20 protein-coding genes are annotated in these 24,499 nt (G+C 62.5%); 5 read left to right on the top strand and 15 right to left on the bottom strand.

Annotation, left to right across the window (positions count from 1 at the left end):
• Nucleotides 1-1,000 precede the first annotated feature (1,000 nt).
• A complete protein-coding gene (locus AB2B41_RS13615; protein ID WP_367878346.1) occupies nt 1,001-2,398 on the bottom strand; it encodes a hypothetical protein in 1,398 nt (465 codons plus the stop codon).
• A 157-nt stretch (nt 2,399-2,555) separates the two neighbouring features.
• Between AB2B41_RS13615 and AB2B41_RS13610 the strand changes: the two genes are divergently transcribed.
• A complete protein-coding gene (locus tag AB2B41_RS13610) occupies nt 2,556-3,338 on the top strand; it encodes a hypothetical protein (protein WP_367878345.1) in 783 nt (260 codons plus the stop codon).
• Here AB2B41_RS13610 and AB2B41_RS13605 read toward each other — a convergent pair.
• Nucleotides 3,335-5,290, bottom strand: coding sequence for an adenylate/guanylate cyclase domain-containing protein (locus AB2B41_RS13605; RefSeq protein ID WP_367878344.1), 1,956 nt, complete (start codon nt 5,288-5,290; stop codon nt 3,335-3,337). The two genes, AB2B41_RS13610 and AB2B41_RS13605, sit on opposite strands and share 4 nt — an antisense overlap.
• 66 nt (nt 5,291-5,356) lie before the next feature.
• Nucleotides 5,357-7,000 carry a di-heme-cytochrome C peroxidase gene (locus AB2B41_RS13600; protein ID WP_367878343.1) on the bottom strand — a complete coding sequence of 548 codons (1,644 nt, stop codon included), beginning with the start codon at nt 6,998-7,000 and terminating at the stop codon, nt 5,357-5,359.
• A 290-nt stretch (nt 7,001-7,290) separates the two neighbouring features.
• Between AB2B41_RS13600 and AB2B41_RS13595 the strand changes: the two genes are divergently transcribed.
• The gene (locus tag AB2B41_RS13595; protein ID WP_367878342.1) at nt 7,291-8,787 is read left to right on the top strand and encodes a fused MFS/spermidine synthase; all 1,497 of its coding nucleotides are present in this window, start codon (nt 7,291-7,293) and stop codon (nt 8,785-8,787) included.
• A 9-nt stretch (nt 8,788-8,796) separates the two neighbouring features.
• Here AB2B41_RS13595 and AB2B41_RS13590 read toward each other — a convergent pair whose 3' ends face one another.
• From AB2B41_RS13590 to AB2B41_RS13565, 6 genes are read right to left on the bottom strand one after another with little or no spacing between them, the layout of a single operon-like run.
• Nucleotides 8,797-9,738 (bottom strand): phosphatase PAP2 family protein, encoded by a 942-nt coding sequence (locus tag AB2B41_RS13590; protein ID WP_367878341.1) that lies wholly within the window; start codon nt 9,736-9,738, stop codon nt 8,797-8,799.
• A gap of 40 nt (nt 9,739-9,778) precedes the next feature.
• Entirely contained in the window at nt 9,779-10,732 is a 954-nt protein-coding gene (locus AB2B41_RS13585; protein ID WP_367878340.1) for a hypothetical protein, read from the bottom strand.
• Nucleotides 10,733-10,734: 2 nt separating this feature from the next.
• Complete coding sequence (locus AB2B41_RS13580; protein WP_367878339.1) at nt 10,735-11,574, bottom strand: class I SAM-dependent methyltransferase; 840 nt, start codon at nt 11,572-11,574, stop codon at nt 10,735-10,737.
• Between the two features lie 3 nt (nt 11,575-11,577).
• A complete protein-coding gene (locus tag AB2B41_RS13575; RefSeq protein ID WP_367878338.1) occupies nt 11,578-12,762 on the bottom strand; it encodes a glycosyltransferase in 1,185 nt (394 codons plus the stop codon).
• Nucleotides 12,759-14,432, bottom strand: a complete 1,674-nt coding sequence (locus tag AB2B41_RS13570) for a hypothetical protein (protein ID WP_367878337.1) — start codon at nt 14,430-14,432, stop codon at nt 12,759-12,761. The genes AB2B41_RS13575 and AB2B41_RS13570 overlap by 4 nt, the downstream gene beginning before the upstream one ends.
• On the bottom strand, nt 14,422-15,414 hold the full coding sequence (locus AB2B41_RS13565) for a glycosyltransferase family 2 protein (RefSeq protein ID WP_367878336.1): 993 nt from the start codon (nt 15,412-15,414) through the stop codon (nt 14,422-14,424). Before AB2B41_RS13565 ends, AB2B41_RS13570 begins: the two co-directional genes overlap by 11 nt.
• 182 nt (nt 15,415-15,596) lie before the next feature.
• Between AB2B41_RS13565 and AB2B41_RS13560 the strand changes: the two genes are divergently transcribed.
• Nucleotides 15,597-17,786, top strand: coding sequence for an NADP-dependent isocitrate dehydrogenase (locus tag AB2B41_RS13560; protein WP_367878335.1), 2,190 nt, complete (start codon nt 15,597-15,599; stop codon nt 17,784-17,786).
• A 67-nt stretch (nt 17,787-17,853) separates the two neighbouring features.
• Here AB2B41_RS13560 and AB2B41_RS13555 read toward each other — a convergent pair whose 3' ends face one another.
• Complete coding sequence (locus tag AB2B41_RS13555) at nt 17,854-18,759, bottom strand: amidohydrolase family protein (protein ID WP_367878334.1); 906 nt, start codon at nt 18,757-18,759, stop codon at nt 17,854-17,856.
• Nucleotides 18,760-18,807: 48 nt separating this feature from the next.
• Complete coding sequence (locus AB2B41_RS13550; RefSeq protein ID WP_367878333.1) at nt 18,808-19,938, bottom strand: pyridoxal phosphate-dependent aminotransferase; 1,131 nt, start codon at nt 19,936-19,938, stop codon at nt 18,808-18,810.
• Between the two features lie 24 nt (nt 19,939-19,962).
• Between AB2B41_RS13550 and AB2B41_RS13545 the strand changes: the two genes are divergently transcribed.
• The gene (locus AB2B41_RS13545; protein ID WP_367878332.1) at nt 19,963-20,721 is read left to right on the top strand and encodes an MBL fold metallo-hydrolase; all 759 of its coding nucleotides are present in this window, start codon (nt 19,963-19,965) and stop codon (nt 20,719-20,721) included.
• A gap of 56 nt (nt 20,722-20,777) precedes the next feature.
• Here the strand turns inward: AB2B41_RS13545 and AB2B41_RS13540 are convergent, their stop codons facing one another.
• From AB2B41_RS13540 to AB2B41_RS13530, 3 genes are read right to left on the bottom strand one after another with little or no spacing between them, the layout of a single operon-like run.
• Nucleotides 20,778-21,077, bottom strand: a complete 300-nt coding sequence (locus tag AB2B41_RS13540) for a CcdB family protein (protein ID WP_367878331.1) — start codon at nt 21,075-21,077, stop codon at nt 20,778-20,780.
• A complete protein-coding gene (locus tag AB2B41_RS13535; protein WP_367878330.1) occupies nt 21,070-21,315 on the bottom strand; it encodes a type II toxin-antitoxin system CcdA family antitoxin in 246 nt (81 codons plus the stop codon). The genes AB2B41_RS13540 and AB2B41_RS13535 overlap by 8 nt, the downstream gene beginning before the upstream one ends.
• Before the next feature lie 50 nt (nt 21,316-21,365).
• Nucleotides 21,366-22,088 (bottom strand): SDR family NAD(P)-dependent oxidoreductase, encoded by a 723-nt coding sequence (locus AB2B41_RS13530; protein ID WP_367878329.1) that lies wholly within the window; start codon nt 22,086-22,088, stop codon nt 21,366-21,368.
• A gap of 88 nt (nt 22,089-22,176) precedes the next feature.
• Between AB2B41_RS13530 and AB2B41_RS13525 the strand changes: the two genes are divergently transcribed.
• Entirely contained in the window at nt 22,177-23,340 is a 1,164-nt protein-coding gene (locus tag AB2B41_RS13525) for a pyridoxal phosphate-dependent aminotransferase (protein WP_367878328.1), read from the top strand.
• A gap of 32 nt (nt 23,341-23,372) precedes the next feature.
• Here the strand turns inward: AB2B41_RS13525 and AB2B41_RS13520 are convergent, their stop codons facing one another.
• Complete coding sequence (locus AB2B41_RS13520; RefSeq protein WP_367878327.1) at nt 23,373-24,494, bottom strand: aminotransferase class V-fold PLP-dependent enzyme; 1,122 nt, start codon at nt 24,492-24,494, stop codon at nt 23,373-23,375.
• Nucleotides 24,495-24,499 lie beyond the last annotated feature (5 nt).

Raw genomic sequence — 24,499 nt, 5'->3', positions numbered from 1 at the left:
TCCTCCTGAACAGGATGAATCAGAAAACACACCTCATGGGAATCCCCTTTGATTCAACGAAAGATGGAACCGCTCTAGTCAGTCAAAAGTGGTTAACAACATAGACCACAAGTGAACTGGCAGAGGCTGAATATATCATACGGGGCAAGGGGGTATGGCCCATGCGTCCCCTTCGTTGCTTGTCTTTGCCCAACCCGAACAGTTTTTCAGCCTAACGGGGAGACAAAGGCCCTTCTGTTGTCACACATCTTGTCACACATTTGGGACACATCGGGTGTTTTTGGGGTCATTGACAGGGGATTCAGCGTCGTGAATGATGCATGCAGGAATTGACGTAGGTTCCGATTGGTAGACGTGTAGCATCCAGCAAATACTTGTTTTTGTTGGATTAGTGTCTGAAAGATCGGAGATGTTTCGACACATGCTTCAGGTGCCAGTGTCCTTACGGACGTGGAGGTTCGAGTCCTCTCCTGGGCACCAATTTTCCCGAACATCTCCGCTGATAACGCGCCAGAATGATTGCTGATTTTGGGCCGTCTGTATTCATCTGAACGTTACAGAACACGTGATATCTCCGAAAAACATGCGCTTAGGGCGTATCAAAGAGGGGTCGATACCCCCAGCGCGAGGTTGATACCCCCATGTCTCCGACAGACCTGAATAACTGGAAAGCGGCGAGTCGCTGAAAGCCATACAAGGTGAGCGCTGCTGGTGGTCTATTCTTGTGGGCGAAGCCAAATGGCTCGAAGCACTTGCCACCGGAGTATCGTCACATGTCGCCGACGACCGCCGAAGGGCTGGAGCCTTCACGTCACTATCCGCCACGAAGACAGGCAACCCCAAGTCACGATCACTCAAATCGAACCGGTTACCGCGTCTGGCTTCGCAGAACATATGCCGGTCCCTTGGTCTGGTCACCCGCTGCTGATCACCGGTTTCTCAGAAAGAGGTCGATTCTCTCGGCATACCGCCCTGAGCTGACGCGGCGATAGCCTAGTGATCAGCCACAGGGCTGTTTGTTCTTTGGCCTCGTGTCGAGCAGGATCGACCACAGGAACTCAAGCCGGGTGCGGGTGGCGAGTGCGGGAGAGTCGAGCGGCAGCGAGCCCTCACCGCGCAGCACCGGAAGTGCGCCGCAGAGGTCAAACCCCTCGATGACCGGGTCAAGCCGGGGGTAGACCGCACGAACGTGGCAGCTCATGCAATTGGACCGCATGCCATCGGGGTATTTTCCTTCAATGTAGGGGTTCCAGACCGTAGCGGGGCCCCCATCGACGGCAACGGGCACGTCGCGGCTGTAGCCACTATTCAGCATGTAGTTGCGCCAGACGCCGGTCACGTTGTCCGGACGGTCCGAGCCGAAGGGTGCCTGATCGGGCCGGTCATGCCACCAGGCGGTTGCCCAGACCCAGTTCGGAATTTCGCGGGTGGTGAAATGGATGCCCAGCAGAATGGCGTAGTCGCCCGTCTCGATCTTGGCCGGGGTCCCGTCCTTCGGACCAGGGCTCACCGCGTTCGTGACGGCTTCAAGCTCCGCCTCGGTGATCTGGAAATGGTAGAAGCCGTCGAGACCGACAACAGCAGCGGTCAGGGGCCGTTTGTTGCAGGTGACATCCGCCGTCGACTTGGCAAAGCCCGGATCAGGCGAGATCGCCACGCAGCGTGGCCAGACGGCTGACGGGTAGGGCGGGCTGACCTTGACCTCGGGCTGATCCAGCTCTCCGTCCCAGACGGGCAAGACCGTCAAACCATCCTTGGCCACGACGCTCCAGATTGTCTTGATGGCGATGGCATTCGGCGGGAACTGCGGGATCGAACGGTCGAGCAACGGCGTCTTGTTCCGATTGAAGGTCTCGTTGATCTGGTCGAGCGTGTCGGGCTTGAACAACGCATTGGCCCAGATGTGGTTGCGTACGGGCATGTTGAAGAGGACGTTGGCGGCCACCGATTCACCGGGGTTCGGCTCCGGCACACCGGCCAGGCCAATGCCGAACTGGCGCGCGCCGTGGATATTGGCACGCCGGTCCGAAAGCGTGGCGGGCGGTTTGCCCTCCGGCCCGGAATAGACGACATCGTCGGTGAACCAGCTTTCCCAGACGGCATAGCCTCCGGGTGCCGGGGAGGTCATGCCGGCAAATACCTGCCAGGCATGTGCGCGCAGGGCGGGAAAATCCCGTTTCTCGAGAAACCCGAGAAGCCGGGCTTCACCCGCGACCCAATCCGCATCGGTCGGGTCGGTCCCTCTGGAGAAATCGAACCCGGCGGGCATGTCATAGCCCTTCGGGAACGGGGCATAGTCTGCGGTGGACGCCCCCGCCGCGGCGGGGTCAGCCTGGGCGGCAGGCGCGAGGCTGGTGAGGGCAACGCAAAGGGCTGGGACAATGAATTGGCGTAACATGGGCTATCTCCGGAAATGAATGAAACGGAAACCGCGCGGCGGCATCCGCAGCGCCGGAAAAATCGTTAACGCTATTAATCTAACCCGAAAAAGCGTAACCTCGGAGGGAATTTTGCCCGGCGTGGCCAAATCATTTCAAATGAGGGAGGGGGGCCCCATGAGTTTCACCGAGAATGACGTGCGCGAAGGCGACGTCATGCTGATGATGTATGACGAATTCAGCGCCAAGCTGATCGCGCTGCTGGACAACGGGATCTACAGCCATTCTGCCTATTACACCGGCAGCGAGGTTGCGGGTGTTATTCGCAAGGGACTTGTGCATCAGGATCTCAAAGGGTTTCTCGCGGACCCCTTGCTGGAATACCTCGATGTCTACCGGTTCTACGGCGACAAGGACGATCCCAGCACCGAGATGGGCAGTCCCGACTGGCCCGCGGCGCCGGTCACGCAGGTGTGCAAGAACTACATAGACAAGGGTGTGAGCTATGCGGTGGACGAGCTCTACTTCTTCTGGGTTCTGATCCTGATGCACGACGCGCCCAAGACGGGTGAAGGGCGCAAGATGGTCTGGTACGTGATCAACGCGATTGTGTTCCTGCTGGATCAGCTGGACCCGAAATTGCACAAGGGCATGATCTGTTCGGAGTTCCTGACCCGGCTTTTCATGGAAAACGATGCTTTCCCGAAATACGCGCTGAAGTTCTCGGACACCTACACGGTCTCGGGGCCACCGGACGAGGATTTCAAGGACGCCTACGAAGCGGTCCTGCAGGCCCTGAAGAAGGTCGATCCGGAGCTTGAGAAGAAGATCGAGGAAGCGCGTAAGGCCGGGGTTTCGGGGCTGACACCGGAGCTGGTGACACCGAACAACCTGCGCCATTCGCCCAGCCTGAAATTCATGGGCCGCATCAAGGGATCGGGATCGCCTGAACAGGCTTAGGCCGCCTCTGCCAACAGCCTGTCACTATCTCGCCAGAGTTTGCGAACCAGCATCAGCATGGGTTTGGTGATGGGTGCGCTGGATTTCTTGAAGAAGTATTCGTATCCCGTCAGCGTCAGTTCAGGCTCAAGCTGGCGCCCCTCGGCAAACTTGGCGGCGGCGACGCCGAGTTTTCCCTGCATCCCTGACATCATCGCGATGAATATATGCGGCTGGTGCCATGTGGGGTCGAGCTCGATGGCTTTCTGCGCCGTTGCCATGGCATCCGCGCGCCGTCCGGAGGCGGCATAGGCCACGGCCAGAATGAACAGGTTCATGTGCCGCTGCAGGTCGTGCGGGCTGGCCTCGACGATACGCTCCAGGATCGGGATCGCTTCCTTTGGGCGGTTGGACTGCGCTAGTGCCACGGCCTTGGTCTGATGAAAGGGTGTGTAGTGGGGTGCAAGTTGCAGCGCACGCTCGATCAGGCGCAGCCCTTCCTGTCCATGCCCCAGATGCGCCTTGGCCGCCGCCACGTTGCCCAACACCGTGGCATCGTTCGGTGCCATGTCGAGTGCTGCATCGGCGAGCGAGATCGCCTCGATGTCGCGCGCTTCAGGGTCCTTGGCATACCCTCCCGCAACTTCGCCCGCGATGGTCAGGGCCAGCAACGCCCAGGCATCGGCGTAATCGGGATCGGTGGCCACGGCCGCGCGCAAAAGCTCCTCGGCGCGGTGCAGCGAGGCGGAATTCATCCGCTCGAATAGTTCGTGGTTTGCCTGCACGACAAGTTGCCAGGCGGCAAGGTTGTCGGGCGGGCGCGACCGGATGCGAAAACCTTCCTGCCGCGTGACGGTAGACTGAATGGCCAGCGCCACGCGCTCCGCGATCTCAAGCTGCACATCGAACACGTCGGCCAGCGGGCGGCGGTAGCGTTCTGTCCAGACCACCTGTTCGGTCTCGGTCTCAAGCAGGCGAACCGTACAGAGAAACTCCTGCTGCGCCTGCCGGGTGGACCCTTCGAGCAGGTAGCCGACACCGTAGCGTTCCCGCATCTCTGCCGCCCCTGCATCGGTCCCGTGCCGGTGCGCAAAGCTGTCGCCGCGAGACAGGGTGCGCAGGTTGGCCTGCTGCCCCAGCATCGTGATGATTTCCTCGGTCATCCCATTGGCGAGGATCTGATCATCCGGGGTTTGGCCCAGCACCGCAAACGGCATGACCATGACCCCCGGCGACGCGAGCGCGGCATCCAGATGCCCGGCGGCCTCTGCCGCTTCTTTCGCGCGGGGCGTGCTACGGGCTGTCCGACGGAACAGACGCCCCAGACCAGAGGCAAGCCCGGCAGCAGCCTCGGACGCGACGGCCAGCATCCGCCCGCCGTGCAGGGGTTCGGGCGCGCCGCGCCGCCAGCGATGCACGGGCACCGGGTCAGCGATATTCTTGAGCCTGCGGGACCCGGCAGGGGAGAATTGCTCGGCCTTATCGGGCGAAAGGCGGGCCAGAACGCTTTCGGCAATCAGCACCCCTCCCGGTTCCGTCAACTCCTGCAGCCGCGCAGCCACGTTCACCACGGCGCCGAATAGGTCATCGCCGCTGTCCATGACCTCGCCGAAATTCACGCCGATGCGCAGCACGAAACGATCGCTGTCGTCAAGACCTTCGTTGACCTCCTGCATTCGGCTCTGGATTTGGGTGGCGCAATCGGCAGCCTGATCGGCCTGGGCGAATTCGACAAACATGCTGTCGCCGCCAGTGCCGACGATCTTGCCACCGTGGTCCTGAATGAGCGGCCGCCAGTGATGGTTCATGCAATCGCGCAGCCGGGCAAAGGTGCGGGTCTCATCGAAGTCCATCAGCCGCGAATAGCCCACGACATCGCCATAGAGTATGGCGACCTCCCGTCGGATTATTCCGGCATTTTCATTCACGCCAAGCCCCCCGCGCGTGTCGCAGTACGTTTGCGCGTTGCTCAACCGTGATCAAGATTACTCCGGCGTGGATGCAAAGTCGCGACATTTCTTCCCGCCGGGTCCCCGGCGTCAGAATGTCTTGAGATACTCGATCAGGGCAAGGCGCTGATCGGGGGTGAAGGTGGTGCCGAATATCCGGCTGTCGTGGCCCGTGTTGCGATTGCCCGGCAGCGAGGTGTCAAAGATGAAGCCATCGGCCCCGTCATGGGGCGCAAGGCCCACGCGCTCCGGATCGAACTCCCATCCGCCGAGCGTAAATGTCTTGGGCCGCTCCTCCGGCGGAGACAGCAGGTCATAGAGCGTCGGGACAGAACCGTTGTGCAGATAGGGTGGCGTGGCCCAGATGCCGTTGAGCGTGCGCGCCTTGTAGGTAAAGCCGCCGCGCTTGCCGAATTTGTCCAGCACCGCACCTTCGATGATCGCCTCGACCATCTCGCCCGGGTGATCGAGAACGACCTGGAACGTCTGTTCGATCAGCATCTTGAGCTTCGGCTTTTTGCTGCCATCCAGGGTTTGCGCCGTGGCGAGAGTGGCGCGGGCGGCTAGCGGGTCGACACCCAGTTCATCCGGTGAGACCAGCGTGGCTTTGTAGTCCTCGTAAGGGTCCGCGCGCTTGTGGCAACCCTTGCAATGCCGGTTGTAGAGCGCTTCTCCCTCGGCGGCCACGTCGCGGTCAATGGCCCCGAAGATGTCTTCGGGCCAGGCCGGCGGCTCCATCCTGTTGACCCAGTCCTCCAGATCGCCCAACTCCTCGATGTTGACCGAACTGGGAAAAGCCTCCTTGCCGGGATCGACATCGACCCGGCCAAAAACGCCGATTACCTCGCCCACGTTGCGCAGCAGGATCGACCCGATGATGTCGTTGGGCGCAAACCCCGTCCATTGCGCAACATCCGCCTGCCCGGTGCCCCAAATATGCGGGTAGCTCACCGGTGCGACGGGCGGGGTCGCGTTTTGCGGAAGGCCAAGATTGACAGAGGTCGCCTGATTGTAGATCTGCCCCACAGCGTCGACCCGGCCATACCCGTAACGCAGGGGCGAGGCGTTGATCTGCAGCCGCGCCTGCAACAGCGCGTCCTCGCGTTCGAGCCTCGGTCGCAGTTTCGCAGGGTCCGTGTTCAGCGCTGCCGCCATTTCGGACAGGCGCGCGGGGTCTTGAAGGGTTGCCGCCAGTGCTGCGCCCAGCTCCTCCGTCATGGTCTGGAAATCAGCCTGTGTGGGCGCGCCGATGATGTATAGCCCGGTCCCCTTGTAGGTCAGCATCCCCGAATGGCAGGCCGAGCAGGTCAGGCCCACGAATTCCTCACCCTGCCAGAGCTTTTGGGACCGCGAGAACCCGATGGGCAGCCCATCGGGATTGGCTTCGGTCTGCCTGCCCGGCAGATAGCGATAGCGCAGCATGTTGGCCGGATCGGTGAACGCCTGCCCGCCGTCCACGGTCTTCAGCGCGAGGAATATGTCGCGCGGCAACACCAGCGAACCCTGATCGGCATGCATCAACGCGGTGTAATTGTTGGGGTCGATGCCTTGCCGGTTCATCAGGACACTGTCGAGGCCTTCGAGCTTGCCAAGATCGAGGAAGTCGTTTTCTTCCCAGTCATCCGATGCCTGTCCGGGCCCCAGCGATGTCGAATGATACCAGGCGACCCCGTAATAGACAGCTGCCACGAGGGCGACGATAAGAAGCAGGGCCTTGAACACTGATCTGAACATGGCGGCGCCCTCTTGTTTCGGATTACGGCCGCAAACCGGCACGTGTAGGTTGAGCTTAGGACAAAAAGGCATTTCGGTCCAACGAAGTAGTGCCCGGCGCGTACCCTTTATCCCAGGATATCTCAGGTCTGCTTCGTTCTGTTTGGCCGGCCCCGAGAGCCAACACTGATGTCACCCACGAAACGGGATATCTTTGTCCCTGTGACTCCAGGACCCGAAGGGCGCTGGATACCCCTTGCCTGCCTTCGAGAACACACCCACTCTACGCGCACTCGCAGTGGTAGGGGCCGATGACACGCAATATTCCCATTTCATTCCTGGTCATTCTTCAGGGGGTAATCAGCGCGGCTTCGCTGGTGGTGGAAATCGTTGCAGGGCGGATGCTCGCGCCGCATGTCGGCATGTCGCTTTACACCTGGACGGCGGTCATCGCCGTCGTGCTGGCGGGTTTCTCGGCCGGGCACTGGTGGGGTGGCAGGCTGGCCGAGAAAGAAGACAGTGCCGCACTTGGCTGGACCGGTGGCGCGCTTCTGGCGGGCGCGGCGGCAACCGCCGGTGCGGTGGTGCTGCTGCCCGCGATCGCGGGGCCTGTGCTGGCCGCGCTGGCGAATCCGGTCTGGTCGATCACGGCACTCACCGGGCTGGTGTTCTTCCTGCCCTCTTTCTTTGCTGGTGTCCCCGCGCCGGTGCTGACCAAGATCGCCGTGACCCGCGCGTCGCGCACCGGGCCCGCGCTGGGGGCGATGTTCGCCGCGGGCGCGGTGGGTGCGATTGCAGGCACGCTGCTGGCCGGTTTCTTCTTCATCTCATGGCTGGGCTCCGCGCTGACGCTGGTTGTCGTGACATGCGTCTATGCCGGGGCGGGGCTGATTTTCTTCTGGCTGGGGCGCTCTGCCGGACTGCGGCTGGCGCTTGTCTCGGCGCTCCTGATCACGGGTCTCGCAGGGCTGGCGCTGGCCGCCCCAAATCCCTGTGACCGGGAAAGCCGCTATTTCTGCCTGCGCCTCGATGATCTCTCCGTCGATCCGGGGCAGCCGGTCCATCTGATGGTGATCGACCACCTCGCCCACGGAATAAGCGCCCGCGATCTCCCGCAGGTGCAGTTCACCGAACATACCGCCATGCTGGATCACCTTTCGGTCCTGCGCGCGCCACGCGGGGACTTCACAAGCTTTCACATCGGCGGGGGCAACTATGCCGTGCCGCGCGCCTTCGCCGCAGGCGGAGCCGGAGCCATCACCGTGGCCGAGATCGACCCCGAAGTGACGGCCATGGCGGTCGAGGATTTCTGGTTCGATCCGGCCACGGCCACGGTGTTGCACGAGGATGGCAGGCGCGCCCTGCTCACCCGGCCAGAGGCGCGCTATGACATCATTATCGGGGATGCCTTTACCGACGTGGTCGTGCCCGTGCATCTGGTCACGGAAGAGTTCTTTCGCCTTGCCGCGTCGCGGCTGACGCCCGAAGGCACGTTCCTGATGAACGTCATCGACCACGAGGATCGCCTGCGCGCACTCTCGTCCATCGTCGCAACGATGCGGCGGGTGTTCCCCGTGGTCGAGGTCTGGACCCAGCAGGCACAACCGGTTCCCGGTCAGCGGATGGTCTTTGTCGTGGTCGGGGGGCAGAACCGGTCAGAAGTGGACAGCTTCACGGTGCCCGCACCGGACCAGACGCGTTTCGGCGCGCTGGCCGATGACATGGTGCGGGGCTTGGCGGACGCACGGGGCCAGATCCTGACCGACGATTACGCGCCCATCGACAGGCTCATGGCACGGCGCGACTGAGGCTGCGGTTCAGACGCGCGCGCGGCCCCAGAGAAACACCCGGGACAGCCAGAGCGCCGCGAAGAAGACCGCCACACCGCCAATGAAATCCAGGATATGGTGCGCGCCGTGAATATGGATCGCGGGCACCATGGCCAGGTTCACCATCAGCGCGGGCCAGAAGGCGAAGGTGCCGATCAGGAACCATACGACGAGGCAGGCCATGACGGTATGATAAGATGGAAAGGCCACGACCCCCAGCATGCCATCGTTCGAGATGATCGGGATGCCGTTCAGGGCCGCATCGCGCAGCATTTCGCCATAGGCGGTGTTAGTGACGAGCCGGATGGCCTGCTCGGCCTCAGGCGGGATCGGATAGTGGATGCCCATGGAGAAGTTCGGGAACACCTGCCAGACCACGAATGTCAGGATCAGGCCGAGCATCCCCGTCATCAGCAGCAGGTCCAGCCGCTCGATCCGGCCGGTGGCCGCCAGGACCACGATCACGGCGATGAGCTGCGCAAAGGAGCTGTTGTAGATATAGCTGAGCGTACGACCCAGCCATGCCTGCTCCTCGGCCAGCCAGATCACGGCGTCCGGCCAGTGGTAGCCAAAGAAGTTGTCGAACCGCAGCAGCGTCTCGTCCAGCATCGGTTCGGGACGGGGCATGAAAATGTGAAAGAAGATGCCCATCGAGACGCCGAAGAGCGCGTAGCCCGCAAGCGCGATGGTCAGCGCGGAGAACCGCTCCGCCGATTTGAAGACCCGGATGTAGATGCCGATGGCCAGAAGCCCGAGGGCCGAGCCGTAGACTGGCAGGAAGCTGTCCCAGTCGATCGCCTGGTTGCGCCAGAACGACAGGATCACGATGGCAACAAAGGCCACAACGCCAACGCCGAGGTATTTCACCTCGCCATCGCGCATGGTGCCCTGTTCAGTGTTTCCCCGGTTCGGAATGCTCGTATCGACCATCGAGTGCCTCAAAGGTTTTGATTGGGCCCGGAATGCCCGATCAATCGGACGCGAATATGGCGGGTTTGGGCTTATTTTTGGGATGCCCTGCCGCATGTCCCCGCCGCATCAGCAGACCGGTGGCGAAAGTGACCAGATCACCGATGACCGACACACCGCGATGCAGAAGGGCGATGGCAAGTGCCGATCCATCGCCGACGCTTGCCGCGAGACCAAGGACGATGATGCTGTCGCGCACCCCGATGCCGCCCGGCGCGCCGGGCATGACGAAACCTGCAGCCCAGGCGAAGGCAAAAATGAGCGTACAGGCCACAAGATCAGGCGCCGTATCAGCCGCGAAAGGAAGCGTCGTTGCCCAAAGAGAGACACCGAGGAGAAGGAAGCTTGCGACGAGCAGCGTGAGCGGTTTGGCAAGTTGCGAAAGCCCGGGGCGCGGAGCGTCGAGGGCTCTGAGCCTCGACCTCAGAAGGATTGCGCCGATGCCCAAGCCGATGGCCAGCAACGCGGCGACGGCGACAGGCAGGAGGCGGGTACCGAGGTCGGGGTAATCCGCCGCGAGGTTCGGAATGACCTCGGGCCTGACCAACAGAAAAGCACCGGCCACGCCAAGGCCAACGCCCAGCGTCACACCGACCTCCAGCACCATCGAGGCGGCAAGTATGCTGCCCGGGACACCATCCTGCCGGCCCAACGCAACGCGCCCGAAAAGATGCGCGACATTGCCGGGGATGTACTTGCCGATTTGCGAGACCATCGGCTGGCCGCGCGCCAGACCAGGCGCGATGCGGACCTCGGAAAGCAAGAGGATCGCGCGCCATGCCTCTGCCGCGATGACTTGGGAAAGCACGTAAAGGAACAACCCGACGGAAAGACCCGCCCAGAGCGCCGGAGATGTGACGTCGAGCGGCGGCAGATTCGGTGCCTGCCGCAGGATCAGTACGCCGATGAAGGAAAGCGCCAGGAGCGTCCCCGTTATGCGGATCGCGCGCCCCACGCTCAGACCTTGCGGGCCACGACGATGTACCCGATGCCGCGGTCTCCACCGGCAAAGAGCCTCTGAAACGCCAGCATTGCCCGGAACAGGGTGGCGAAAGGCCACGCGCTGTAGATCGGCCAGAGTTTCGTCAGCAGCTTGCGGTCGCTGCCGCTGGCCTCCGTCCTTTCGGTCTTGTCCATCTCGGCGCGGTCCTCGCCCGCCGATTGCCGCGCGTAGATCTTCGCACCCAGCTTCTCCATCGCGTTGGCGACGGGAAAGCCGTAGCTCTGGATTTCCGTGACTTCAAAGCCCGCTCCTTCGGCCAGCGCGTGCAAATCGGCGCGGGTGTAGCGGCGGAAGTGGCCCGCCCATTCGTCGGCGGCATTCCAGCGGTGCGGGTGGGCAGGAACGGAGAAGATCAGCGTACCGCCGGGGCGCAGGAATCGCGACCACGCGGCAAGGGCCGCGTGATCGTCCTCGATATGCTCAAAGACCTCGAAGGCCGTAAGATAGTCAAAGCTTTCGGGACGGGCGTCGTCGTCCGAGGCAGCGACGCTCAGGTTCTCGTTCTCTGCCGCAAGCTTGCGGGCAAGGCGCAGGGCGGACGGCGACTGGTCGACACCCAGCGCCGAAAAGCCGCGCGCTGTAAGGTCCGCCAGCAAGGACCCGGCCCCGCAGCCGTATTCTATGATCCGTCCGGGGGCGAGCCGGTCGAATATCTGCAACAGCAGGTCCCGGCGCATCAGGTAGCGCGGCGCCGGCACCCAGTTCAGCGTCGGCATCGCGGGGCCGAAGTGGCGGTGCTGCACGATCTGCGGCTTTGGTGAAGGCAGGTTTCCTGCGGTCTGTTCAATGCTCATGCCTCAATTCCTTTCGGCCACTGTCGCGAGTTTCGCGCAGAGGCTCTTGGCGATGTTGGAAGGCTGTGCCGCCTTCAAGTGCTCTGGGTCGATGGCCGGAAAGCCGTCATGTGCCAGCGCCTCAACCGCGTCGAGAAGCGCATCGGGATCGGCTGGCGGGACGAGGCGAAGGGCCCGGGTGTCTTCCGGAAAAAGCTCACGCATGGCCGCACTGTCGCGGGTGATCACGGGGCGTTTGGCGAAAAGGCTCTGATAGACCTTGTTCGGCACCACCGAAGCGGCCTTGTCCGAAGTGCCAAAGATGCCGAGGCAGACGTCGGTTTTCGCGATGGCATCGGCAAGCTCTTCGTAGGGCACCCAGGTGTCCCAGGTGATGTGCGAAGCGTCGTCGTTTGCCAGCGCTTCAGCGACGCGGCGCTGGTCCTGACCGCTGCCGATGATGTGCCAGTCGAACTGCCTGCCCCGCTCGGACAGGGCCGCATTCAGGATCGTCTGCACACCGTGCAGCGGGATAAGCTGGCCGTAGAACAGGATACGCGTAGGACCGTCGTGCGAAGCCCGCTCGGGGACCTGGGCAAAGATGCCCGGCTCGGCCCCTACGGGGACGGCGTCTAACTTCTCGCGCTTGAGACCAAAAAGAGCGGCGATCCGCTCGGCATGCGTGCCCGTGTCGAGCAGCACCTGATCCGCGGCGCGGCAGGAGAGACCTTCGACCACCTTCAGCAAACGCGCGACGAGGCTGTCGGGCCTGGCCATCTTCCGGTCATGCACCACCGTGTCATAAAGCGAAATGAAAAGGTCCAGCACCACGGGCCTGCCGCGCAGGAGGGCGAAGGGTTTCAGGACGATCACGTCGAACTGGCCAAGGTAGGGGACAAGAACCACATCGTGCTGGGGCGCCCGCATATAGCGCAGGACCAGCAGGGGATAGACCAGCAGCAGTTTCAGAAGCCTCAACGCCATCGTCGCGCGGCTCAGCTGGCTTTTGTCCACGTCGCTGCCCCAGATATCGGCGTGGATTTCCGTGACCTCAGCACCCGCATCGACCAGCCCGTCGCGCAGTATGCGCGTCCGAGGCTTGCTCAGGTCATAGGTGCCCCAAAGCAGGACGCGCAGCGGTCTGTCCGACGCGCTGGCGGTGGTGCCGGGCAACACTCCCGGAGGAAGGTCTGCAACGATCCCGCTCATAACCGCCAGAATCCTGCATAAAGGTCCGTCTCAGGCAACGGGCTGCGTGCGGGCCCCGCGCCTGTGTACCAGATAAGTCGCACATGGGTGCCGGGTGCGGCGGTGATGCGAAGGGGGGTCTCCGGCAGCTCGGCAACGTCACCGCTGCGCAGCCTGACACCGTTGACGACCACGGGGCCTGTTGCCTCGAGTCGGTAACGCCCGGCGAAGGGCATCCGGAGCACCGCCCGCCCCATGCCAAGCTGCGCCTCCTGCCCGGCAAGCCAGATCGCGCCAGCGTGATGCACGTAAGTGCTGCGCAGCACCTCGGCATCCTCGGGCAGAAGGCCGATCAGCGTGGGATCCGCCTTCTCTGGCCGCAGCGCGGCGCGCAGTTCGGCCCGGTTGGCCAGCAGAAGTGGCGGTTTTTCACGGGCGATAAGGTCGGCCATCACCGGGCGACCCGCGGCACGATAGGTGGCGATGCCCCAGGTCGACATGAAAAAACCGTGTCGCGGAAAAGAAGACATCATCCCGTTCTGGTCGATGTACGCCGTGGGTGCGGGAAACAGCCGGTGCACCTCAGCGATGGTGGCGCGCTGGGCGGCGTTGTCCTCGTTGAGCGCGCGCAAGGCCTGCATCCCTCCGCTGGCGAGCATCAGGACAAGGGCGAGTTTCCAGATCATCTTGCCTTGAAGGGCACGGGCACCGAGAGCCACAGCGATCATCAGCGGCGGAACGGCGAAGGGAAAGAAATAGGGGAAGGCGTTGCGGTAGAGGATGACAGACAGGAGCGGCCCGGAGAAGAGGATCAGCACCGCTTGCATCTTGCGGTTTGGGGCGAACCTGAGGCCCGCAAGAGCCAGCAGGAAGGGACCTGCGGAGAGCATTGCCCACAGCGCCAATTCGTCGATCCGCGGCAAAAGACCGCTGCCGCCAAGCGTGATGCGCGCCGCCTCGCCCAGATCGCCGGAGGCGGTCTTCTGAATGGTGAGACTTGCCGCATGGATATGAAAGAGCGCACCTGCGATCAGAAGGGCCAGCGCCCCTGCTCCGACAATGCGCAGCACAACGGAACGATCGTCCCAGCGCCAGAGGATCGCCGCAAGGAAGACCGGCAGATAGAGCGCCGATTTCACCGTGACCAGAAGTGCCAGCGCGCTGAGAACCCCAACACCAAGCACGGACCACAGCCCCATGCGCGTCGTCATGATCAGCGCGACCGCTCCCATCAGCAGTGACGCCGCCATGGGATCGGCACGGAAACTGCCGCCGTGGGCGATGGCAAAGCCGGAGGTGAGGAAGGCCAGAACGGCGATATCCGCCGATGCCTCGTCTGCGAGCGCCGCTGAGATGCGGTGGATGCTGAGGCAGGTGGCGGCGAAGAAACACATCATCACCAGACGGGCAGAGGCGATCTGGTCAACCTCGTGGCCGGGCACCCGTGCCAACCAGCTAAAGGCGTGCACGAAGGCCGTCTGAAGGGGTCGGTCAAGGTATCCACCAAGATGCGCGTGGATGTGGGAGAGGAAATAGAATTCGTCCCAGTTCACATTGCGCGTCCAGGCCATGGCCGCCATGACCATGAGCGCGGACAGAATCGCGATGCGCACGACGGCGCGTTGGATGTCCTCCGCACGATGACCTTGAGCCAGAGCGCCCCCCGACGCGGTGAGCGTCTCAGGAGACATCAGCGTAGGCGACCGTTTTCAGACTGGGCTCTGACCGCGGCGCGCGGACCGGTCTGCGCAGGAGCTCGCGCGCCCGAATATCCTCGAGTAGCGTTCGGTTGGCAGCAATCAGATCGGCAAGGATGCCCACGGCAAAGAGGATCGTCGCCATGGCCAGCATCACGCCCGCCAGCACCAGTGACTGGACATGCCCTGCCCCGCCGTCGGTGGCGTAGAAATAAAGGAACCGTCCCACGGCGGCGAGCGCGGGCAGTGCGAAGATCGCCGCCAGCGTGAAGAAGAAACGCAGCGGCGCGTAGATCACGAAGACCCGAAGTATCGTGGAGATCGAGCGCTTGATGTACTGACCCATGCCCCGGAACAGGCGCGAGGGGCGCGTGACCTTGTTCACCCGTACAGGAACCGAGGTCATCGGGATGCGCTTGCGGCCCGCCTGGATGATGGTTTCCAGCGTGTATGTATAGGTGTTCACCACGCAAAGCCGCGCGGCGGCGTCGCGGGCATAGGCGCGGAAGCCGCTGGGCGCATCGGGAATGTCGGAGCCGCTGGCCTGACGGACGACCCAGCTGCCCAGACGCTGCAGCGCCTTCTTGATGGGTGAGAAACTCTCGATCTCGCGGATCGGGCGCGCGCCGACGACTATTTGCGCACGGCGTTCCAGAACGGGCTCGATCAAAGCCGGGATGTCATCAGCGCAATACTGGTTGTCAGCGTCGGTGTTCACGATGATGTCTGCGCCCAGCGCGAGACATTCCTCAATCCCCGCAAGGAAGGATCGTGCAAGGCCGACATGGCTGCTCATCCTGAGGACGTGATCGGCGCCCGCCTCTTTCGCCACCTCGACCGTCCGATCGGTGGAGCCGTCGTCGATGACCAGCACCTCAACAGAGGTGATGCCCTTGATCGCGCGCGGAATGGCCGCAATCGCCTCGGCGAGCGTCTCTTCCTCGTTCAAGGCAGGAATCTGGACGATCAGTTTCATAGCACCCTCACAAATAGCCAAGGGTGACATGGCAGGCCGAAGGGGCAGAAGTGTGACGGGAATGGGCCAATCCGGGGACCGTGTACGGGGGCAAAGAATCTGAACCGTATACCATGGTATACCATCGACATGCCCCGGCACATGCGTTATGGAGCGGCCAAGCCATGTCAAAGAGGGTTTCCATGTCAGATATCATCTACACCAAAGTGGACGAAGCGCCGGAACTGGCCTCGGCCTCCTTCCTTCCGATCATCCAGAAATTCGCCGCCGCCGCCGGTGTGTCCGTGGGCACCAAGGACATCAGCCTTGCAGGCCGCATCCTCGCGACTTTCCCCGAGCACCTGAGCGCCGATCAGCGCCAGTCCGACGATCTGGCGGAACTGGGCGAGCTGGTGAAAACGCCCGATGCGAACGTGATCAAACTGCCGAACATCTCGGCCTCGGTCCCGCAGCTGGTCGCGGCAATCAAGGAATTGCAGGGTCAGGGCTACGCCCTGCCTGACTACCCCGAGGCACCTTCGACCGACGAAGAAAAGGCGATCCGCGCCAAGTACGACACGATCAAGGGTTCTGCCGTGAACCCGGTGCTGCGCGAGGGCAACTCCGACCGCCGCGCGGCCAAGGCTGTGAAAAGCTTTGCGCAAAACAACCCGCACCGCATGGGCGACTGGTCTGCCGACAGCAAGACGCGCGTGGCCTCGATGTCGGGCGGTGATTTCTTTTCCAACGAGGTATCCGCGACGCTGGACAAGGCCGCAACCGCGAAGATCGTGCTTGAGACGGCGAATGGCGAGAACGTGCTGAAGGAGGGTGTTTCCTACCCCGCAGGCACCGTTGTCGATGCCACCTACATGAGCGCGGCCAAGCTCGACGCCTTCCTTGCCGATGAAATCGCCAAGACCAAGGACGAAGGCACGCTCTTTTCGCTCCACATGAAAGCCACGATGATGAAGGTCTCCGACCCGATCATCTTTGGCCACGCGGTCAAGGCATTCCTTGCCCCGGTGTTTGAGAAACACGGGGACAAGATGAAAGAGCTGGGCGTGAACCCCAACTCCGGCCTGGGCGACCTGCTGGCGCGGGTGAAGGACGAGGCGGCGATCATGGCCGATATCGAGGCCTGCATGGCCGAGCGTCCGCCGATGTACATGGTCGACTCGGATCGCGGGATCACCAACCTGCATGTGCCTTCTGACGTGATCATCGACGCCTCCATGCCTGCCCTCATTCGCGCGGGCGGCAAGGGCTGGGGGCCGGATGGCAAGGAGGCGGATGCCAACTGCGTCATCCCCGACAATTCCTATGCGCCGGTCTATGACGAGACGATCAAGTTCTTCAAAGAGAACGGCAAGCTGAACCCGGCCACCGCAGGCACGGTGCAGAACATCGGCCTGATGGCGCAGAAGGCCGAGGAATACGGCTCGCACCCGACGACCTTCGAGATTGCAGAGGCGGGTACCGTCAAGTTGATTCTCGACGACGGCACCGTGCTGCATAGCCACGAAGTGCAGGCGGGCGACATCTGGCGCTCCGCATCTGCCCGCAAGGCCCCCATCGAGGACTGGGTGAAGCTTGCCATTGACCGCCAGCGCGCCGAAGGCTGCCGCGCGATCTTCTGGCTGGACGCGAACCGCGCCCATGATGCGGAGCTGATCAAGTACGTGAAGCCGATCCTCGAAGCGAAAGGCGTGGCCGACAAGTTCGAGATCATGGCCCCGCGCGAAGCGACGCGCGCCTCGCTCGAGACGATCACAAAGGGCGAGAATACCATCGCGATCACCGGCAACGTGCTGCGCGACTACCTGACGGACCTTTTCCCGATCCTGGAACTGGCCACCTCGGCCAAGATGCTGTCGATCGTGAAGCTGATGCAGGGCGGTGGCCTCTTCGAGACGGGTGCAGGCGGTTCGGCGCCGAAGCACGTGCAGCAGTTGCAGGCGGAGAACCACCTGCGCTGGGATTCGCTGGGTGAGTTCTGCGCTTTGGGGGAAAGCATGAAGTTCCTCGCTGATGCAAAGGGCAACGAAGAGGCCCGCGTGCTGGGCGAGGCGGTGGATGCGGCGACGCAAGGCATCCTCGACAACGACCGTTCGCCTTCGCGCAAGGTGGGTGAGCCCGATAACCGCGACAGCCACTACTGGTTCGCCCGCTACTGGGCCGAAGCGCTGGCCGCGCAGAGCGACGACGCTGAGATGGCAGCGCATTTCAAGCCCATCGCCCAGGCACTGGCAGAGAACGAGGCGAAGATTGTTGCGGAATTGGCGGCTGCGCAGGGGTCTCCGGCCGATCTGGGAGGCTACTACCACACCGACCCGGCCAAGACGGCGGCGGTGATGCGGCCTTCGGCGACGCTGAACGGCATCATCGGCTAACCGGTCGAGATATCCGAAAGGGCCGCGTGTCACCCCGTTGCGCGGCCCTTTTTTCTTTGAGTTTAGTCTAACGAATATCCAGCCTGTAGAACCGTGCGGCATTTTCCCTGAAAACCGCCCGCTGGACCTCAACATCCCCGCCCAGCTCTTCGCGGACAAGGTCAAAAGCCTGGTTGTAGGTCAGATACAGCCGGTCCACCGGGAAGTTGCTGCCGAACATCACGCGGTCCGGGCCGAACCACTCCAGTATCCGCTGCGTAACCATACGCGCCTCATCATCCAGCCTATCGCGGAAATACATCGCATAGCCCGACAGCTTGGCATGCACATGCGGCAGTGCCGCCAGCGCCTGCATCCCTTCGGCCCAAAGCTTCATCCCCGCCTCGGACCGGTTAAGCGGCGAGCCGAGGTGTTCAAGCACCACGGGAATGTCCGGGTGATCCGCGAAAAACGCCGCCGCGTGCCGCATCTGATGGGGGTAAAGCATCAGGTCGAAGCTGAGGCCGTAGTCCGCAAGTAGTCCGAACTGCGACCGCCATGTCAGATCGTCGAGCAGGTTGGTCTGCACGAAACTGTGCGCCGGATCGTCGGGAAGGTAAGAGATGATCTGCCGTATCCCGCGGAAATTGGGATAGGCCATATGCCCTTCCAGATGCTGCGCGCAGCTTCCTGAGGCGAAATCGGCATAGCCGACGATGGCGATTGGAAATCCCGCATCGTCCGACAGCTTCTGAATGAAGGCGGTCTCTGCCACCGGGTCGGGGATTCTCGGATCGCACTGCAAGTGCACCGACCCAATCATGCGCGCGCCCTCGGGCTCGCCGCGCAGTTCGTCCAGAAGGTAATCCCGCTGGATCGGTGTCGGATCGCCGAAGGGCCGCATGCCCCCGATGTTCTTGAGCCAGACATAGCCCACATCGAGTTCCGGCGTTTTCGGAGCCCAAAGGTGATGATGCGCGTCGATGAATTCCATAAATCCTCCCGTCCCTGAGCTTCAGCCTTGCCGAAAGCCGGTCGGCAATCAAGCTGTCGTCCAGTCACACAAGGCCCGCGCGACCCTGTCGAGCCCCTTCATCAGGTTCACCCCTGCCCCGCCACCGACGCCCAGCCGGATGTGGTTCGGCTGGTCATAAGCGCTGCCCGGCAGCAGGAAAGTGCGGTAGGGATCGGCGAGCAGCTTTTTGGCAAAAGCGTCGCTGTCGATCCCATCTGGAAGCCGCCCCAGCCCGATCAGACCCGCGCGGGGTGCAACCCAGCTTAGCCCTTCTTGCGCATCGACCCAGGCGTTCATCTCCGCAAGGTTCGCCGCCCCCTCGGTCCGCGCCTTTTTCATTGACTCAGCGTACCGGTCGGGACGCAGCGCCACCTCAGCGATCACCTCCCCCATGATGTTCATGATCTCGGATGAATTCTCGCGCAGGATCACCGCATCCATCACCATTTCCGGATCGGGGCAGATCAGCCAGCCGGTGCGCAAACCCTGCAGCCCCAGCGCCTTGCTGACCGATCCGGTGGTGATCCCCCGCGCGTAGATGCCGGCAACGGACGGGGCGCGCGGACCGTCCCATTCAAGGCCGGCATAGACCTCATCGACCAGCAGCCAGGCACCCACGCGGTCGGCAATGCGCACCAGTTCTTCCAATTCCGCACGGCTCAGCAGGTCGCCGGTGGGATTGTTGGGGTTGGTGATGAAGATCATCCTTGTGCGGTCCGTCACGGCATCCCGCACGCGGTCCAGCGGCAGGTGCCAGCCCTCGGCCTCTTCCCGGACAATTTTCACGACATGCGCACCAATCGCCTTGGCCAACACCTCGGCCTGCGGCCAGCCGGGCGTTTCGACGACAATCTCGTCACCCGGCTGAAGGGTCTGCATGATGGCGAGGTAATTCGCCTCGGCCGCCCCTGCAGTGATCAGCACGTCCTCGCGCTTGCAGACCCCCGCCAGCCCCGCCTGCGCCAGCACGTGATCGCGCAGTTCCGGCAGACCGCGGAAGTCACGGTTGTTCCAGTCCAGCGAGAGATCGGGATCGAGGTCGGACAGGTAGTCCCCCAGTTTGGGAGACTGCGACAGGGAGAAGCCAACGATGGCCTCGGGCGCCGCATCGGTCGTTTCAAGAAGGTACTGAAACAGCGTGTGTATCTTGACTTTCATGGGGCCCCTCACCTGAATGGCGTCATGAAAGAACAGATCATGCTCAGGGGCAAACCGAAACGTCTCGCGGTGCTGGATTACGGCCTTTTCGAAGTTCACGCAGGCCCACGCACCATCGGCATCTGCGGCTTTGTTATCGAGACGGACGCGGATGAGGTGGTGGTGATCGACACCGGTTTTCCCGCCAAATACGCCGAGGATGCCGAGGTCGCGACGGCTGAGGATGACCTGGGCAGTTTCGGCCGGGTGCTGTCGGTGACGACTGAAAACCTGCCCGCCGCGCAACTTGCAAAGCTGGGGCTGACGAAGGCCAATGTCACGCTGATGATCCAGAGCCATACGCATATCGACCACGTCGGTGACATGGGCGGCTTTCCCGGCGTGCCGATCCTTATCGCAGCGGCAGAGCGCGCCCTGCCCCGCCCGCTTTACTGGTCAGGCAAACAGCCGATGGAGTGGCCCAATCGGGAGTATGTGACGATCTCGGAAGATACCGCGGTTGGCGAAGGGTTCGAGGTGCTTCACTGCCCCGGCCACGCGCCAGGGCAGCTGGCGTTCATGGTGCACCTGCCTGAAACAGGCTGGGTGCTCCTGACCTCGGATGCGATCAGCCGGGCGTCCGAGATCGACGAAAAATTCGCGGGATCATGGGATGTGGATCAGGCAGTCTTTCACGGCGACCGGCTGATGGCTTTGGCGCGCGAGCGGAAGGCTTTCGTGATCTTCGGACATTCGCCGGAGCAATGGCCGGAATTGAAGAAGGTCCCTGACTGCTTTCGGTAGGCAAATCTCTTGCAAGAGATTTGGCAAGACTGTTGCAACAGTCTTGGTCGCGCCGGTCAGTACCCTTGGAAAAGCAGATCAAGCGCGCGGGTGAATTCATCCGCCTGTGAGGAGAAATCACCTACCACAGTCCTAAGGGCCTGAGCGGGCACAGCCGACAGCAGGTGCGTCAGCACGACATATGCAGTCCCCTCGACTTCGATGACGGGGTTGAGCCCCGTCGCCGCGCCGTCATATACCTTTTCAGGTATCACGGGTGCCACAATGCGCGAGTTGTACTGGGACAGGAAGTCTGTCTGCAAATCAAGAAGATACCCTCCATCCCCGGTACCGGCGTAGAGGTGAAATCTAGACATCGAACATGCGATAATTGGCAAGCGGTAGGCCGTTCTCCTCAACCCAACGATTGTTGGCCTCGATAGCCTCCCGATTCTCTTCCAACCAAACCGCAGCCTTGGCCTTTCGCACCGCGTCCGAAACCCCCTGCTCCGCTGCGGCCGAAACATTCACCCCCAAGGCCCGCGCATCATTCAGCAATTCCTGATCCAGCGACAGGTTCGTCGCCTTCTTCTTTCCCGATCCCTGAACGCCCATGATGCACCTCCACGACGCGCATATCTTATGCGCATTAGCCTAACACATCCTTAGCGCACATCACGCCCCTGGTTCAGGATGATCACGTTCCCGCTGGAAATATCCCCTGCGGGCGAAATCAGGAACCCAACCCAATCGGCGATCTCGCTGGCCTGCATCGCGCGGCCGTGCGGCATCTGGGAAATCGCATTGGCCAGCACGTCCTCGGTCAGCACGCCAAAAAGCGGTGTCTCCGTCATTGCCGGCGCGATGGAATTAACCGAAATCTTCTCTTTCGCGTAGCGCCGCGCGAGGTCCTTCGTGAGGTTGTCCAATGCCGCCTTGGATGCGCGGTAATGCGGCGGATCAAAGACATCGAAATTATAGGCCCCGTTCGACGAGATATTGAGGATCTTGCGCACGCCCTCCCTGCCCTGCATCAGTTTGATCGCCGCCTGGCAGCAGTGGAACGCCGCTCCGAAATTCAGCGCCATCTGCCGCTCGAACTCATCCTCCGGGATGTCGGGAAATTCGGACATGAAACAGGTGCCTGCGTTGTTGACCAGCGCATCGACACCGCCCAGCATCTCCTCGATCTGGGCGAAGGCCTCCCTGATCGCGGTGGGGTTCAGAAGATCGACCGCCATTCCGGCAAAGCCGTCCTGTACCATCTCGGCCAGCCCTTTTTCGTCCACGTCAAAGCCGACAACGGCGAGACCATCGGCCAGAAGCCGTTTCACGATGGCGCGCCCCATGCCGCCCGCCGCCCCGGTGACCACTGCAACCTTTGTCATGTCTTTTCCTTTTTCTGTGGCCATTTCCCGCGTGCCGCGTTACGCATTTATATGTATCTGCACATATTTTGACCACCAAGGAAACCCCATGCCGATCCGTCCCGCCCGCCGCATCACCGGTACGAGCCCCAAGAACTTTGGCATGTTCGCCAAGGCGGTCGGCATGAAAGGCGACCTCATCCATCTGGAACTTGGCATGCCGGCCGAGGACACGCCGCAGCACATCAAGGACGCGACAATCGCGGCACTTCAGGCAGGGCATGTGCATTATTCGGACCTGCAGGGCCTGCGGGAACTGCGCGCGGCCCTCGCGGAAAAACTGCGCCTGCAGAACAAGATCGACATTTCCCCGGATGAGGTGATTGTCACCAACGGCCTCACGCAGGCAAGCTTTGCCGCCTTCATGGCTTTCCTCGATGCGGGTGACGAATGCCTGTTGCTTGCCCCCTACTATCCCCAGCACATCGGCAAGGCAGAGCTGGCTGGCGCAAGGGTCACCATCGCCCCGCTCGACGCCACCAACAACTTTTCCATCAATCGCGACCTGATCGCGCCGCATATCACGCCCGCCACCCGTGCCATCGCGCTCATCAACCCCTGCAATCCCACGGGCCGCGTCTATTCCCGCGCCGAATTGCAGGTGCTGGCCGATCTGGCGCAGGAACACGACCTGCTCGTGTTCTCGGACGAAGTCTACGAAGAGATCACCTTCGATGGCGCTGAACATATCTCCATCGCCGCGCTGCCGGGGATGAAGGAACGGACAATCACCATGGGTGCCTTTACCAAGGCCTTTGCGATGGACGGATGGCGGTTGGGCTGGATCGCGGCGGATGCGGCGCTGATCGGGCCCTGCATGAAGATCACCACCAGCGAGGTGACCCATGTGAATACTTTCATCCAGCATGGCGCGCTCGCGGCGCTGAAAGGAGACCCCTCGGTGCTGGCCGGGATGATCGCGCGCGACAAGGCGCGGCGCGATCTGGTGGTCGGACGGCTGAACCAGATGCCGGGCGTGACCTGCGCCCCGGTCGAAGGGACAATATATGCCTTCCCGGATATCACTGGCACGGGACTTTCGGCGCAGGACTGCGCGGACCGGTTGCTGGAAGAGACCGGCGTGGTTGTCGAGGCGGGCAGCTTCTACGGCGATGCGGGGGAAGGGCACCTGAGGGTGTGTTTCGGTTGCGCGCAACTGGACGTGCTGGAAGAGGCGATGGACCGGATGCAGCGGTTTTTCAACGGTCTCTGACGATCACGATGGACGGTGCGTCTTCCGCGCCTTCACAGCATCGCGCGAAGACCCTCAAACAACCGCTCCACGTGGCGCAACTCCGTCACTGCCCCGGGCGACACGCGCAGCACCCTGCCCCGCGCGTCCACATGTACCCGCCTGTCCCGCAGACCGTTCACTATGGCCGCCGGGTCGGCCTCAGCGGGCAGTTGCAGCATGACCGATCCGCCCCGCCGCGCCTCGTCCACTGGCGTCGCGAGTGTTAGGCCCAGTTCCCGCGCGCCGTCGATCACCGCCACCGTCAGCGCTCGGTTCTGCGCCAGCAAACCCTCCTGCCGTGCGTGCCATTCCAAGGCGGGAACGGACCCTACGCAGGCCAGCACCGAAGGGGTTCCATGTTCGAACCGGCGGGCATCGGGCGCGTAGTCGAAGCCGTCCAGATCCCACTGGAACGGATCGTCCTGCGAGAACCAGCCGCGCAGTTCGGGCCGTACCTCTCCGATTAGATCGGGTCGCATCTGGACAATCCCGGCCCCCGGCGTGCCGCACAGCCATTTCAGCGTCGTGGAGACCACGAAATCCACCGGCGTCTTTTCGACCGAGAACGGGATGATCCCGATGCCCTGTGTCAGGTCCACACCGACCACCGAGCCCATCGCGCGCCCATGCGCCAGCAGCGCATCGATGTCGCAGCGGTGGGACGAGGTGGAGGTGACCAAAGTCAGCAACGCCAGCCCGACGCTTTCATCCCAGGCGGCAATCATGTCCTCGTCCCTCACCCAAAAATCACCCTGCCGCACCGGCACCGTCTCAAGCCTGTATCCCAGTCTTTCCTGCATCCCGTTCAGCAGGAAATGCAGGGACGGAAAGCAATCCGCAGCGATCAACACCTTCTTGCCGCGCAAATACGTCGGCGGCAGGCCGCCCAGTACGGAGAACAGCGCCGTCGTCACGTTCTCGGCCGAGGTCAGCGAACCCTCGGGCGCGTCGATCAAGACGCGCCAGAGCTCAAGGAACCTTGCCCGCGCGGCCAACACCTTTGGCCATTGGGCATCATCGATCGCACCCCATGCTTCCGAAAACTCCGCCAGGGCTGCGGCCATCTCGCGGGCCTTGCCCGGATAGAGACCGATCGAATGGTAGAGGAAGTAGGCGGGATCTTCGTCAGTCATGTCTT

Source organism: Sulfitobacter sediminis (genome assembly GCF_040811725.1).
Lineage (GTDB): Bacteria > Pseudomonadota > Alphaproteobacteria > Rhodobacterales > Rhodobacteraceae > Sulfitobacter > Sulfitobacter sediminis.
This window is presented reverse-complemented; position numbering and strand designations above follow the sequence as displayed.